At 39.2% G+C, this 14155-nt stretch carries 14 protein-coding genes; all 14 read right to left on the bottom strand.

Going from position 1 to position 14155, the window contains the following annotated elements; genetic code table 11:
• Positions 1-96: 96 nt before the first annotated feature.
• Complete coding sequence (locus IGI68_RS08175) at positions 97-801, bottom strand: DivIVA domain-containing protein (protein ID WP_071874965.1); 705 nt, start codon at positions 799-801, stop codon at positions 97-99.
• Positions 802-819: 18 nt separating this feature from the next.
• Positions 820-1602, bottom strand: a complete 783-nt coding sequence (locus IGI68_RS08170) for an RNA-binding protein (protein WP_071874966.1) — start codon at positions 1600-1602, stop codon at positions 820-822.
• A 38-nt stretch (positions 1603-1640) separates the two neighbouring features.
• Positions 1641-1904 carry a YggT family protein gene (locus tag IGI68_RS08165; protein WP_071874967.1) on the bottom strand — a complete coding sequence of 88 codons (264 nt, stop codon included), beginning with the start codon at positions 1902-1904 and terminating at the stop codon, positions 1641-1643.
• 38 nt (positions 1905-1942) lie between these two features.
• Entirely contained in the window at positions 1943-2569 is a 627-nt protein-coding gene (locus IGI68_RS08160) for a cell division protein SepF (RefSeq protein WP_438732161.1), read from the bottom strand.
• An 18-nt stretch (positions 2570-2587) separates the two neighbouring features.
• Positions 2588-3262 (bottom strand): YggS family pyridoxal phosphate-dependent enzyme, encoded by a 675-nt coding sequence (locus IGI68_RS08155; protein WP_438732159.1) that lies wholly within the window; start codon positions 3260-3262, stop codon positions 2588-2590.
• Positions 3263-3276: 14 nt separating this feature from the next.
• Positions 3277-4518, bottom strand: a complete 1242-nt coding sequence (ftsZ, locus tag IGI68_RS08150) for a cell division protein FtsZ (protein WP_071874970.1) — start codon at positions 4516-4518, stop codon at positions 3277-3279.
• 23 nt (positions 4519-4541) lie between these two features.
• Positions 4542-5864, bottom strand: a complete 1323-nt coding sequence (gene ftsA, locus IGI68_RS08145) for a cell division protein FtsA (RefSeq protein ID WP_438732156.1) — start codon at positions 5862-5864, stop codon at positions 4542-4544.
• Between the two features lie 148 nt (positions 5865-6012).
• Positions 6013-7020: a cell division protein FtsQ/DivIB gene (locus tag IGI68_RS08140; RefSeq protein WP_438732154.1), complete on the bottom strand. Its 1008-nt coding sequence runs from the start codon at positions 7018-7020 to the stop codon at positions 6013-6015.
• 29 nt (positions 7021-7049) lie between these two features.
• Positions 7050-8147 carry an undecaprenyldiphospho-muramoylpentapeptide beta-N-acetylglucosaminyltransferase gene (murG, locus tag IGI68_RS08135; protein ID WP_438732152.1) on the bottom strand — a complete coding sequence of 366 codons (1098 nt, stop codon included), beginning with the start codon at positions 8145-8147 and terminating at the stop codon, positions 7050-7052.
• A gap of 18 nt (positions 8148-8165) precedes the next feature.
• Complete coding sequence (gene murD / locus IGI68_RS08130; RefSeq protein WP_438732150.1) at positions 8166-9539, bottom strand: UDP-N-acetylmuramoyl-L-alanine--D-glutamate ligase; 1374 nt, start codon at positions 9537-9539, stop codon at positions 8166-8168.
• Between the two features lie 41 nt (positions 9540-9580).
• The gene (gene mraY, locus IGI68_RS08125) at positions 9581-10546 is read right to left on the bottom strand and encodes a phospho-N-acetylmuramoyl-pentapeptide-transferase (RefSeq protein WP_071874974.1); all 966 of its coding nucleotides are present in this window, start codon (positions 10544-10546) and stop codon (positions 9581-9583) included.
• A gap of 19 nt (positions 10547-10565) precedes the next feature.
• Positions 10566-12767, bottom strand: coding sequence for a penicillin-binding transpeptidase domain-containing protein (locus tag IGI68_RS08120; protein ID WP_438732147.1), 2202 nt, complete (start codon positions 12765-12767; stop codon positions 10566-10568).
• A 9-nt stretch (positions 12768-12776) separates the two neighbouring features.
• Positions 12777-13169 (bottom strand): cell division protein FtsL, encoded by a 393-nt coding sequence (gene ftsL / locus IGI68_RS08115; RefSeq protein ID WP_071875035.1) that lies wholly within the window; start codon positions 13167-13169, stop codon positions 12777-12779.
• Positions 13170-13197: 28 nt separating this feature from the next.
• Entirely contained in the window at positions 13198-14145 is a 948-nt protein-coding gene (gene rsmH, locus IGI68_RS08110; protein ID WP_273231726.1) for a 16S rRNA (cytosine(1402)-N(4))-methyltransferase RsmH, read from the bottom strand.
• Positions 14146-14155 lie beyond the last annotated feature (10 nt).

The following is a 14155-nucleotide window of genomic DNA, read 5'->3' as shown; positions in this document are numbered from 1 at the left end:
AATAGAGGATCTAATCAATGTCAGGGTTTATCGGACTTTCACTCTCACCGACTCGCTAAAAAAATAATCATTGATTTTTCTGTTCTATTACTTTTTTTATTCTACTTCTGAATCTGACACATGAACCACTTTTTCAGATGCTTCCACGACTGAAAAACCGTCTGCTGTTTCGAATGCTTCACTTGAGTTTACTTCAGAAACATTTTCGCTGTCAAGTTCTTTTGATAATACTTCACGAATCACTTGATGACTTTCTTGCACGTAACTTGAAAATGGTGCTAAAATCTCTTCCCACTCGGGTGTTTTGACCATTTCTAATTGCGATTGTAACATTAAGAGCATGTTACTATGGAAGACACGTGTTTTTTTCTTCAGGTCGTTCGTTTCAACGGCTAGTTGGCGCGCATTATTTGTCGCTTCAGTTAAGATCTCTTTGGCTTTTTCTTCCGCAGTTGTCATTAATTGATGCGCACGTTTTTCTGCTTTCGCAACCATTTCATCCGCTTTATTTTGTGCCGAAGTCACGATAACTTCAGATTCTTTACTTGCACTTGTTTTCACTTTATCGGCCGTATCTTGCGCGACAATAATCGATTGGTTAAGCGCATCTTTTAATTCATTGAAGTATTCTAATTTTTCTTCTGCATGTTTTAGAGCTTTTTCTAATTCACGGTTTTTTTGGACCGCATCTTCATAATCACGAACGATTAAATCGAGAAAATCATCGACTTCATCTTTCTCGTAACCACGCATTTTTACTGGAAAACTTTTATTTTGAATATCTAATGGAGTTAATGCCATTTTCTTCACCTCTGAGTTTTATTTTCTTAGGACACCTAAAGTTAACTTGATTTTTTCTTTTTTTGTTTTGCCTTCGATACTTTGAATTTGTAGTCGTCCAAAGCCGCGAATCGAAACAATATCTAAGAGATCAAGCATAAAATCTGGACGCTCACTTTCAACCCAATTGACCTTAATTTTTCCACTTTCAATCAATTGTTTTGAACGTTGACGAGAAATATTAAAGACAGTTGAAATAACTGTATCCAATCGTAAAGAAGAAACCGTTTCTTTCTCTTGCGTCCAACCATCTTTAGGTAGTAACAATTGCGTATAATTTTTGGGTTCTAAACGAACAGCCACATTTCCCATTTTAGTGACTTGTAATTGCACAAAGGAGGACACTTCATCCGCTACGAATACTTGCCAATTCTCCCCGTCTGAAATGATATCCCCAAACATTTCGCGTTTTACCCCTGAACCAATCAATGTCCCTAACACTTTTCCATGACTCAAATTTGTGAATTTCTTTGGATAGTTGATTTCAAATAATGAGATTCCGAAATCATCTCTCGTCGCTTCATAGTACTCTGGATAAATCATACACCGGCGTCTTTCAGCGGCTTCATATCCTCCGAAAAACTGAAATTTCAAATCCGATTCTTGTGCGACCAATGTTTCTACGATGTATGCTTGTCTAGGATCTAGAAAATCCGTTAGATAAGGAGCGTATTGAAAAGCGACTTGCTCAAGCCAATCCCCCACCAAATCAATAAAAGGATGCTCATCGTGGCGAAAATGTTGATAGACATTGGTATTCATCGAATCATACTCCTTCCTTTCAGTTTGTTACGCTTGTTTTATAATAATACTTGAATCAATCGTTGAAGTAATAAAACAATCGCTTGTGAAGCCAATTGAAGCACAATAATCGCAAAAGCAATATTGAAGTTCACTGGTCCAAAAGATAGATTTAAATGATCAAACAATCCTAAATAGGGTTCGCATATTTTACTTAAAATGCGGCCAAATCCAGATTGATAGCCCCCTGGAAACCAAGAGAGTAGCGCATATACAACCAGTAATACGGTATAAATTTCAATAGCTCTACTTAGAATTCCAATGAGCGTAATTAAAATAGAAATAATAAGTCCTTCCTCCTTTAAAGCGACATTTCGTTTAAGTCAAACATGTCATTTTGCATGAGTGACTTCGCTGCCCCTTCAATTTCGACTGATTTCGGCGTACATAAAAACATTTCGTTTGAGACACGTTTAATATCGCCATCTTCAGCATATACAGTTCCGGTTAAAAAATCAACAATTCGACGTGCTTGTGGTTCTTGCATTAAGTGAAAATTAACGATTACCGATTTCCCGCTCATGATTTGCTTGGCGATGGTCATCGCCTCAGAATAACTTCTAGGCTCTAAGACCATAATCGTATTAGAAGAATCATTGGCCTGATTTTGACTGCGAGTGGTTGATCGTTCGGACTGCATCGAAACGACTTTTTTCTCAGGTTTTGAAGGTTTATGTCCCGTAGTCGATGGACGATTGACTTGGCTCCTCGCCGACGCTGACGCCCCCGGATTAACAGTTGTTTTCGTTTGTGACGTCCGATTAGTCGCCGCAGCGTTTGCTTGTGACCCTGCTTGTGGTTTCGGTACGGATGTTGCTTGTGGCTTACTTCTTCGTGGAGGTTGCGTGAAAGCTTGTTCCTCGAAGATTTCATCATCCTCTAACCCGAAGAAGCTACCCATTTTGCCCAAAAAACTTGTTTTTGCCATGGTATATTCCTCCTTGATTTATTCTTTAAATAACGCACTTCCTACTCGAACATACGTTGCACCTGCTTGAATCGCTGCTGAAAAGTCATTTGACATCCCCATACTTAAATCAGTACAAGGCGCATAATCATACGCTAAATCGTTAATCATTTCTTGTAAAGACCGTAATTGATTAAAAATAGCGAGTTGTTCTACCTCATCTGCTTCAAAGGGAGCCATTGTCATTAAACCGACAACTTTAATTTTATCAAACGGTTGTAACGCTTGAATAAAAGACAACAATTCTGCTGGCGAAACGCCTTGTTTACTTTCTTCACCAGAAACATTCACTTCTACAAAGCAAGAAAGAACTTTAGTTGCTCTTTTTTGAATTTCCTCCGCTAACTTTAAACTTTCAAGTGCGTGAAAATAATCAATCGTATGAATCACTTTTTTTACTTTTCTTCTTTGCAAATGCCCAATAAAATGCCACTGAATTCCCGGGAATGCTTTTAAAGCTTCTTGCTTTTCAAGGAGAACATCTACCCGATTCTCCGCGAAATTCCTTTCTCCTAGTTGATAGAGTGTCGTCATTTCTTGCGTACCAACACTTTTCGTGACGACAACAAGATTAACTTCTTCTGGATTACGCGAAACAAGAGCACAGGAATTCTGTATCTCTTGCCTCACTTCCAGCAAGTTTTCAGAAATCATGTGCTCTGGCCTCCTTATCTTTTACGACGGAAAAAAGGCGGTGTGCTTAATTCATCGTCATTGGATTTTACTTCTTCACGGTTGAATGTATCAAATTCTTTTTTCTCAATTGTTTCGAATTGGGTGTCTTCAACCTTTTGGCGAACATTTTGATCTCTGCGAATATCCCAATCCCCAAAGGCATTGTCGTCTTCTGATTGAACCGGTCTTGCTTGGTCTAAGTCTAGAACAGGTCGTTGTGGAGTCGATTGGACTTGTGTGTTTCTCACGGGACGACTTGTTCTAACTTCCTTTTTTTTTGTAGGGTCAATTCCAGTCGCGATCACCGTTACACGGATTTCATCTCCTAGTTCTTCATTAATCGAAGTTCCTAAGATAATATTCACGTCACCACCTGCAGTTGCTGCAACAATATCAGAAGCATCTTGCGCTTCAAATAACGTCATATCTAAACCACCAGTAATGTTTAAGAGGACTTGTTCTGCCCCTTCAATGGATGTTTCTAATAATGGAGAAGCGATCGCTTTTTTCGTTGCTTCGATCACACGTTCTTCACCACTTGCCACACCAATTCCCATAAGTGCTGTCCCTTGGTTTTCCATGACAGTTTTCACGTCAGCGAAGTCTAAGTTCACGTAACCTGGAGCCGTAATTAAATCAGAGATCCCTTGAACCCCTTGACGTAACACATTATCTGCTTCACGGAAAGCTTCTAACATTGGTGTTTTCTTATCGACGATTTCTAGTAATCGATTATTAGAAATGATTAATAACGTATCCACGTTTTCTTTTAATTTTGCAATTCCTTCAGCGGCAAAACGACCACGCTTTGGTCCTTCAAATGTAAACGGACGTGTCACGACACCGACTGTTAATGCACCTAATTCTTTTGCTACTGCAGCAACGATTGGTGCTGCTCCAGTACCTGTTCCACCACCCATACCAGCAGTAATGAAGACCATATCTGCGCCTTCAAGTGCTTCACGAATGAATTGTTCACTTTCTTCAGCAGCTTTCTCGCCAACTTCTGGTTGAGAACCTGCTCCTAAACCACGTGTATATTTAGGGCCTAATTGAATGACTGTTTCAGCCTTTGAATTTTTTAATGCTTGAACATCTGTGTTAACGGCGATAAATTCTACCCCTTTAACATTTTCCTCGATCATACGGTTCACAGCGTTTCCGCCACCACCACCGACACCGATTACTTTAATTACAGCACCTTCATGGATATTACTATCAATTGAAAATTCCATCGTTTATTTTCCTCCTGAACTCATTATTCAAAAATATTTGAAAAGAAGCCTTTTACTTTGTTTACAAAGCCTTCGTCACTTGTCTCTTCATCTTGTGCTAATGGACTTTCTTGTGGCCCATCATAGGTTGTTTCATAATTGGTTTCTTGTTGATACACCACGGATTGTTCTGTTGGCATTACTTCACCTGTTACCGCACCTTTAGCTAGTTGGTAAACTTCGTTAAGGTTAGCTGAGTAATCGACAATACTAATCACGTTTGTAAAGACTGGGTTACGAAGCCCCATATGATTTGGCACGTATAATTTAACGGTTACACCAAAAATTTCTTGTGCTAAATCAACAATTCCAGGAATACTTGCCGCACCACCTGTTAACACGACGCCACCAGGTAATTCTAAGGCATCAATTTCTTCCAAAACTTCTTTGGATTTATTGAAAATTTGTTCCATGCGCGCTTCAATAATTTCTGATAAGTAACGCTCATCAATTTTGACAGGTTCAGATTTACCAATCACATCGACTGGGAATTCCTCACTAGCAGAAGTACGTGCTGGATACGCATCGCCATAGTTGATTTTTAAAGCTTCAGCGTTATTGAACGACGTGTTCAAGACGGTCGAAATGTCTTTAGTGACAAATTCGCCTCCTTCTTGATTCACATGCGTAAATTTCAATTGTTTGTCATGCATGACCGCTGTTGTCGTTTGACCGCCACCCACGTCGATGACAATCGTTCCAAAATCTTTTTCGCCATCGGATAAAATCGTTTCAGTTAAAGCAAGAGGTGCGATAACCATCTCTGCAACAACTAAGCCCGCTTTTTCAACGCATTTGCGAATATTATGAATAATTGTTTTCGGTCCTGTAAACACATGACCAAACATTTCTAAACGTACCCCAATCATGCCTCGTGGATCTTTAATCCCTTCAAAGCCATCAACCGTAAACTCTTGGGGTTGGATTGAAATAATTTGTCTTTCTGGCGGCACTGAACGAACAAGTGCTGCAGAAGCCACGTTTCGCACATCTTCATTGGAAATTTCTTTTGATTCGCCGCTCACTGCGATCATCCCTTGACAATCTTCTACTTCTAAAAGATTTGCCGGTACGCCGACACTGACTTGACGAATTTTAATTCCTGCTTTTTCTTCTGCTTGACCAACTGCTCGCTGAATTGCTTGAACCGTTTTATCGATATCAACGACAATCCCACGATTGATCCCTTCTGATTTTGCATTTCCTACACCAATAATGTTCATTTGACTGTCTACATATTCAGCTACAATTACTTTAACAGATGTTGTCCCAATATCGAGACCAACATACATTCCTGTTTTTGCCATGGATGGAATTCCTCCTACTTCATTTCCTTATCTATCGAATAAAAAGCATTCGTATTTCAATTCAATGATTCTTTTATTCACTGTTACTAATTTTACCATATTTATGCGGCTGTGAGGTAGAAGTTCCGAAAAATATCCGCAATTTTTATCAAAAACTTTCACTAGACTCGGTATTTTCTTCTTTTTCTGTCTCATTTGATGGATAAGGATAAGAGTAGATCCCCACTTCCATATCAATCACACCTTTTTCCGACATTTCTTTGGCAACTTGTAAATAATATTTCATATGATCAGCAAGCTTCGAAATCCCAACAATGACCTGATTGCCATCGTTCATAAAAATGGTGAGTAATTCCTCATTGTTTTTTGAAGGGGCATAAGTGATCTGGGAAATCGCATCTTGGATTTCTTCCGGTAGTTCTTTATATTGTTTTAACGTTTCTAAAATAAGCGTCTCATCGGTAAAATTTTCAACAATGACTCGCCCTTTTGTTACTTCTTTTTGTGGCTCTTGTAAGATTGTACCATTTTCTAAGATTGGCAAATAGTCATTGCCTTTAACGAGATACGCACTTTCCGAATATTCTTCTACGTGAAGATGAAGTTGATTCCATTGTTGTAAGGTAATCGTCGCCTTTTTCACCCTTGGATTCGCTTTTTCAATGGCTGTTGCGATTCTTTGTCGAGCAAAAAACTGCGGCCATAAACGTTCATTTTTAACAATTTGTGAACTTTCTATTAAGGCTTCCTTAGGCGTTAGCGGATGTTCTGCCACAACGACCGCCGAGACTTTACTTAACGGTGAAATATAATAAAGCGATCCCAGTAGTGGGACTAAAAAAGTCACAACGAGAATCAATAAGCGTTTCCTTAATTTTTTATCTCGATAGGCTTTAAAATTCGGCAAATGATCTGAAAAAGAAAATGGTTTATCGATGGTGGATTGACTGTTTCCTTCATCTTTTTCATTCGACGCGTCAAGAGCTTCCTCTTCAAAAGAATCAAGCATCTTATCTAGAAGTATCTCTGTTTCTGGTTCTTCTGCTATCTCCGGATCAATTCCTTGTGATTCAAGGTATAACAAGTGCTCCTTTTGCCAAGGCGTGAGTGCATCATGCTCTTCAGTAGAAGAAGAATTTTTTTCTTTGTCTTTCATATGATAGCGTTCTCCTCCTCTTTTACCTGTTATGATCGAATGCTTTGTTGAACAAGCGCATATAAACGTGTCGACGCATCAGGGATACCTTGTTTTTTTGCAGCTTTTGCCATTTTTTGGTGAACAGCTGGATCGTTCATAATCTCATCTACTGTAGCAACTAAGTTGATTTCTGTCAATTCACTGTCAGCAATCATTTTCACTGCACCTGCTTGTACTAAACATAAGGCATTTTTGGTTTGATGATCATTTGTCACGTACGGACTAGGTATTAAAATAGCTGGTAAACCAAGACTCGTAAATTCAGCGATTGAGGTTGCCCCCGCGCGGCCGATTAACAAATCACAATTGGCCATAACCTCTGCCATTTCATCGATGTACGGTTGGATGCTAATATTTTTCGCTGCATCTTTCATTATGCCAATCGATTCTTCGATTTCTTTGTAATAACGCTCACCAGATGCATATAAGATTTGATAATCCTTTGTCGCAAAGGCGGGTAATGCTTGAATCACTGCCTGGTTGATTTTTAAGGCTCCTTGACTTCCACCAAAAATCAAAACCGTTTTTTTATTTGGGTCTAAATGGTAGTTCGATAAAATCGTCGATTGATGCACACCACTTACTTGTTGCCCACGAGGGTTTCCAACAAGGGTTGTTTTGTCTTTAGGGAAATACGCGGCTGCATCTGGAAACGATATCCCAATATGATCCACGTAGCGTGCTAAAAACTTATTCGTGATTCCCGGCACGCTATTTTGTTCATGTACAATCGTTGGAATCTTTAATTTCGCTGCAGCATACATCACAGCGCCAGAAACGTACCCACCAGTTCCAATCACGACATCTGGTTTAAATTGTTTTAAACGTTTTTTTGCTTCTGATACACTCTTTAAAAAAAGATAGACAGTTTTCACATTTTCAAAAGAGACGCTTCGTTTAAATCCTTGAATTTGCAATGTCTCAAACGGGATATCCGTTTGCGGTAAAATCTTATTTTCAAGTCCACGAGTCCCACCAATATATAAAAATTCGGCGTCTGGTTGTACTTCTTTTACATACTGAATAAATGCTAACGCGGGATAAATATGGCCACCTGTACCACCACCGGTCACGACAATTTTCATTGTTAAAAACGCCTCCTTTTACTCTTTATTTTTATTTTTTATTTTCTCAAATGCGTGAATAAAAGCATCGCCTCGAGCTTCGAAGTTGGGGTATTGATCCCAGCTAGCATTCGCAGGAGACAATAACACGTTATCACCTGATTGGGCCAATTCATACGCAACTTCAAGCGCTTGTGAAGCGTCCTGAGCGTAAAGAATATGAGGCACTTGCGCTTGTTGGGCAGCCATGGCTAATTTTTGTTTCGTCTCACCAAATAATACGACTCCCTTGACACCAATCAACGAAGGTATAAGTTCATCAAAACCATTTCCACGATCCAAACCACCCGCTAATAAAATCACATTTTCTGCTGTAAAACCACTTAAGGCCATTTTAGTCGCTAAGATATTTGTCGCTTTCGAGTCATTATAAAACGTGATGCCATGCAATTGACCGACAAATTGTGTTCGATGTGGGACACCTGAAAAGCTTTTTAACGTTTTTTGAATTGCGTCATTACTTATCCCTTTGAGCTTCGCTACTGCAATCGCAGCCAGCGCATTTTCAACGTTATGCTGACCTGGAACACCTAATTCATCAATTGCTAAAATACACTCATCTAAATAATAAAAATAACCATCAAGTGTATACGCCCCCGCTACTTTTTCTTGTGTTGAAAAAGGGATCACTGTTGCTTGCGTTGTTTGTGCGAGCGTTCGAATTTCTGCTTGGTTCCAGTTCAAAATTAAATAATCTTCTGATGTCATCTCTTTTTGTAACGCCCATTTCGCTTGTACGTATTCGTCACGTGAAGTATGGTAATCTAAGTGCGCATCATATAGATTGGTAATAACACCAATCTCTGGATGAAACGTACGAATGCCCATCAACTGAAAACTTGAAAGTTCCATGACTAATACATCCTCTGGCGTAACTTCGCGTGCGACCGAACTTGCAGGATAGCCGATATTCCCAGAGAGATAAGCCTTTCCTTTCGATAATCCTTGGTTTAACAACATTTCAATCATGGTCGTCGTTGTCGTTTTACCATTTGTCCCCGTAATACCAATAATGGGTGCCTCCGAGATTTCATAAGCCAATTCCACTTCCGTAATGATTGGAATGTGCTTGGCAGATGCGGCTTGAAGTAAGGGGTGGCTATAGGGGATTCCAGGGTTTTTCACAAGTAATGAAAATTCCTCATCCAACAATTCAATCGGATGACTTCCCGTAATCACTTTTACTCCTAAAGATAGTAAGTCTTGAGCTTCACGATTTTCTTCAAAAGGTTTTCCGTCATTAACGGTAACAAGTGCGCCCAAATCATGTAACAATTTGGCCGCACTGAATCCGCTTTTTGCTAATCCTAATACTAGAATTTTTTTATTTTGATATTTTGTTATATTTTTCATGTTTTTCATCTCCACAAGGTAATTGTCTGCCTATTATGCGCTTATAAAAAATAGATGAATAAGGTAATGCCCGAAAATAGAAGGGAGATTAGCCAAAAAACACCATCAATCTTCCATTCCGACCAACCAACCATTTCAAAATGGTGATGAATCGGTGACATTTTGAAGACTCTTTTACCAGTTAATTTAAATGATGTGACTTGGATCATCACACTTAACGTCTCCACAATATAAACCAAGCCAATCAATAGCAACGTCCATTCTTGATGCAATAAGATAGAAATGGTTGCCAGTAATCCACCTAAAGCAAGGGAACCGACATCACCCATAAAAATTTTCGCTGGTTTGTGATTATAACCAAAGAAACCAATCAAAGCACCTACTACACTTAAACAAAGAATTAGGATGTCATATTGTTGTTGATTCCAAGCAATAATGGCGTAAGTTGCAAAGGAAATTGCGCCTAATCCTGAAACAAGGCCGTCAATGCCATCTGTCAAATTAACGGCATTTGAAAAACCGACTAACCATACGATTACAAACAATCCATACAAAAAGGAAAGATGCAAATCATAACCGAATACATTTACCGTATTCGTTGCGCCTTCACTTACAAGGACTGCATAAAATATAATTCCGCCAATGATTTGTCCAATTAATTTTTGTTTCGAATTAAGACCCATATTTCGTTTTCTGAAGATTTTAATAAAATCATCTAAAAACCCTAGTCCGCCATACACAAGTAATATAAACAAAGAAATCCATAAAGCCGGTGTGAGTGCTTGTTGCCAGACTGCCACCCAAAGCGCACTGATAATAATGGCGATTAAAAAAACAGTCCCGCCCATTGTTGGTGTTCCAGCTTTTGCTTGATGCCAATTCGGCCCTTCTTCCAAAATTTCTTGCCCGTATTTTTTTATTTGAAAATAGCCAATAAACAGTGGCATCGTCGCTACTGTAATACCAAAGCCACTCGCAATTGGTAAGATCATCTCTGTCCAGTTCATCTCTTTTTTCGCTCCTAAATCAATTTTCTTTTTTTAAGGTAAAGGTCAATGTGTCACCTTCGATTACTTGTCCCGGTTCAATACTTTGTTTTGCGCTATACCCTTCTCCACTAAACGAGACTTCCATTGAAAGCAGATTCGCCAACTTCAAAAGATCCGCTTTGGACCACCCGGTAGTATCGGGCATCCCTTTTGTTTTTGCATCCGTTAATAACAACACTTTTTCACCTGGTAACAAGACTGTATTGCTCGCACTGGATTGCTCGACGACTTTTTCGCCATCCCCAATCACAATCGGTGTTAGTCCGTTATTCGATAAATCTTGAGTGGCTAAGCTCGTCTCAAGATTACGATAGTCAGCCACTGTCACTTGCTCACTTGCCGTATCATCCATCCCAACGCGATCGACTTCTAATAAATCCATCGCACGTTGTAATAGTGGATTGGCAATTGAAGGAATCGTATCCGCACTATATTCTTTTGGTTTTTTCATGGTAATATATAACGTATATTCTGGATCTTCAGCTGGAAGCATAGTAACCACGGAATAAAGGTTCGTATTATCGCCTTCTAAATACTGGCCGCCTTCCGCTACTTGCGCCGTACCGGTTTTTGCCGCAATCGTATATCCATCTACTTGGTAACGATTGTAGGCTGTACCAAATTCTTCACTTTCAACGACATCACGCATGTATTCTCTTACTTGACGCGCGCTTTGTGCAGTAATTGGATTACCTACAACTTCTGGTTGGGTCACCATCTCTCCCTGTGTGCCACTTATTTTCTTAATGTAAGATGGACGAAGCATTTCGCCGTCATTGGCAACTGCTGAAAAAGCTTGTAACATTTGAAATTGCGTAACCGCAATCCCCTGGCCAAATGAACTCATCGCTTGACTGACAATATTATCTTCTGGTAATAATCCTCTTGCTTCACCAAATAAATTCGATTGAGTCGTCTGACCAAAACCAAATTCCTGTAAATATTGTTGCCAACGCTCAGGCATTCGTTGTTCTAATTTGACCATCCCGACGTTACTCGACCACGATAGTGCTTGACGCATCGTTAAAACGGGTTTTGCGCCAATATTAATATCCCAGTCGCGGATTTCTGCATCGATTAATTCCATTTTTCCGGGAGTAAATTGCTCATTTGGATCAAAAATCCCTTGATCCATTGCACCAGCTACCGTTAGAATTTTAATCGTAGAACCAGGCTCATATGTTTCTTCCACAAATAAGTTTTGCCACAAAAAGTCCTTCTCATTGATTCCATCTTTCGTCTCAGGATTGAAGGTTGGACGTTGTGCGAGCGAAATAATTTCATTCGTATCTGATTTAACTAAAACCGCCGTTAAATATTCAGGTTCCGCTTCTTCCCAAGCCTCATCCATTAACATTTCTAAATAACTTTGGAGGCGACTATCAAGCGTTGTCGTAATATCTTGACCATCTTGAGCGGGAATTGATTCCGCAACAGTTCCAGGTAACGGATTTTGGAAATTATCTTTTTGAAACACAATTTCGCCATCAGTCCCTTTTAAAATATCATCATAGGCTGCTTCTAAGCCAAATCCACCTTGAAGTTCTTCTTGGCCATCTTCTACTTGAATATCAGCAAAACCGATAAAATGAGAAGCAAAGATACCATTGGGATAAATCCTTGAAGGATGTTCATTAAAATCAATTCCTACAAGGTCTTGTTTTTCCATCGCCGCTTCAATTGCTTGTCTTTGTTGTAACGTAATTCCTTTGCCATTTGGAATATCGACTTGCCATTTATCGTTTTTCACGCCTTCAGTCAATACGTCAATAATCGTCGCTTTTTTGACTTTTTCGCCCAAAACATCGACTAAAATCGTCGCAATTTTTTCAAAATCTTTTTCTTGCGCGTAAAGTTTTTTATTGCCACTCATGTAAGACGTACTTAAGATTGCAAAGGCGGAATAAGAAGTTGCATCTTCTGCAATCACCACACCATTGCGATCATAAATGGTTCCTCGTTTGGCTTTGACTACTTTTTTCCCTTCATATAAAGAAGCAACTTTATCTTCTAAAGCTGTTCCAGCAACATCGCCTACAAGAACAATATAACTTAAGCGAGACACAAATAAAAAGAACAATCCAATACTCGTAGTAAAGAGAATAATTCCTACTTTTTTGCGATTGTTCTTGGGAGACAATTTATTATTGGTAAAATAACGTTTTATTTTTTTCATCATAGGCCTTTATTATTTCACTTTCCTTAAATTTTCACTTTGAATCGCCAACCCATTTTCCTCAGCAATTTCACGAATACGATCGCTCTTTGAAAGCTCGCTCTTCTCTTGTTCTAAGCGTAAAACATCGGCACTATCTACCACAACTTCACCTTGGATTAACGAAATTTCTTGTTCAACTTGCGTAATAGATGTTCGTAGTTGAATCATTAATAATCCTACGCCGACTAACGCAACAATAAAAATACTCGCAATCGTTTTTTCTAACTTGCTAATTCGTTGTAAATGACGAGCTGGAGATAGTGGAACGACAATGACTTCCGGTCTTTCTGGAGCAATCGGTGTTGGTTGATCCAATTGCTCTTTCATTTCATAAGAATATTCTTCGAACTTTAATTCAGCCACACACTCTCTCTCCCTTCTCGTCATTCATTTACTTTATTTTTTCAACTATTCGTAATTTCGCACTCCGCGAACGATTGTTTTCGGTTAACTCTTCTTCGCTAGGCGTCATTGGTTTTCTTGTAATTTGTTTTAACTCCGGTTGAAAAGCTTCTGGAATCATTGGAATCCCCGGTGGTAAATCCTTAGCAGTACTATATTCTTTAAAGATTGTTTTCACGATACGATCTTCTAAAGAATGGAAGGTAATCACACTAATACGTCCATGGAGATTCAGTAACGCAATGGCTTGTTCGAGTGTATCTTCAATCACACCGAGTTCATCATTAACCGCAATGCGAATCGCTTGGAAAATCCGTTTTGCTGGATGGCCTCCTTTTCTTCTTGCAGGAGCTGGAATAACATCTTTAATGATTTCGACTAATTCCCCTGTTGTTTCTATGGGTTTTTGTTGTCGAACTCGTTCAATTTCGCGCGCGATTTGTTTTGAGAATTTTTCTTCCCCATATCTAAAAAAGATTTTGACTAATTCACTATACTCGTATTCATTGACGACATGATACGCTGACAATGGCGCATGTTGATCCATCCGCATATCAAGCGGCGCATCTTGATGGTAACTAAATCCGCGTTGTGCTTCATCGAGTTGAGGCGAAGAAACTCCTAGATCGTAAAGAATCCCATCAACTTTTGTGACTCCTTGTTCTGCGAGCGCTTGGGCTAAATGACGGAAATTGCGTTTAATAAACACAACTTGGCCTTTTTCTACAAACGGCGCTAAACGAATTTTCGCATGATCAATTGCATGTTGGTCTTGATCAAACGCATAGAGACGCCCTTGTTCATTTAATTGTTGTAAAAGATATTCACTATGTCCAGCACCACCTAAGGTACAATCGACGTAAATACCATCTGGTTTAATATTTAAGCCATCAACAGTCTCTTTTTTCATCACTGTATAATGTTGAAATTCTGTCATTTTTATTCCT

It is taken from the genome of Enterococcus sp. DIV1314a, assembly GCF_051713805.1.
GTDB lineage: Bacteria > Bacillota > Bacilli > Lactobacillales > Enterococcaceae > Enterococcus_I > Enterococcus_I aquimarinus.
This window is presented reverse-complemented; position numbering and strand designations above follow the sequence as displayed.

What these genes read in the sequence shown, in the direction of transcription:
- IGI68_RS08175 (WP_071874965.1), bottom strand. Translation starts at nt 801, where the DNA reads ATGGCATTAACTCCATTAGATATTCAAAATAAAAGTTTTCCAGTAAAA.
- IGI68_RS08170 (WP_071874966.1), bottom strand. Translation starts at nt 1,602, where the DNA reads ATGAATACCAATGTCTATCAACATTTTCGCCACGATGAGCATCCTTTT.
- IGI68_RS08160 (WP_438732161.1), bottom strand. Translation starts at nt 2,569, where the DNA reads ATGGCAAAAACAAGTTTTTTGGGCAAAATGGGTAGCTTCTTCGGGTTA.
- IGI68_RS08155 (WP_438732159.1), bottom strand. Translation starts at nt 3,262, where the DNA reads ATGATTTCTGAAAACTTGCTGGAAGTGAGGCAAGAGATACAGAATTCC.
- ftsZ (WP_071874970.1), bottom strand. Translation starts at nt 4,518, where the DNA reads ATGGAATTTTCAATTGATAGTAATATCCATGAAGGTGCTGTAATTAAA.
- ftsA (WP_438732156.1), bottom strand. Translation starts at nt 5,864, where the DNA reads ATGGCAAAAACAGGAATGTATGTTGGTCTCGATATTGGGACAACATCT.
- IGI68_RS08140 (WP_438732154.1), bottom strand. Translation starts at nt 7,020, where the DNA reads ATGAAAGACAAAGAAAAAAATTCTTCTTCTACTGAAGAGCATGATGCA.
- murG (WP_438732152.1), bottom strand. Translation starts at nt 8,147, where the DNA reads ATGAAAATTGTCGTGACCGGTGGTGGTACAGGTGGCCATATTTATCCC.
- murD (WP_438732150.1), bottom strand. Translation starts at nt 9,539, where the DNA reads ATGAAAAATATAACAAAATATCAAAATAAAAAAATTCTAGTATTAGGA.
- mraY (WP_071874974.1), bottom strand. Translation starts at nt 10,546, where the DNA reads ATGAACTGGACAGAGATGATCTTACCAATTGCGAGTGGCTTTGGTATT.
- IGI68_RS08120 (WP_438732147.1), bottom strand. Translation starts at nt 12,767, where the DNA reads ATGATGAAAAAAATAAAACGTTATTTTACCAATAATAAATTGTCTCCC.
- rsmH (WP_273231726.1), bottom strand. Translation starts at nt 14,145, where the DNA reads ATGACAGAATTTCAACATTATACAGTGATGAAAAAAGAGACTGTTGAT.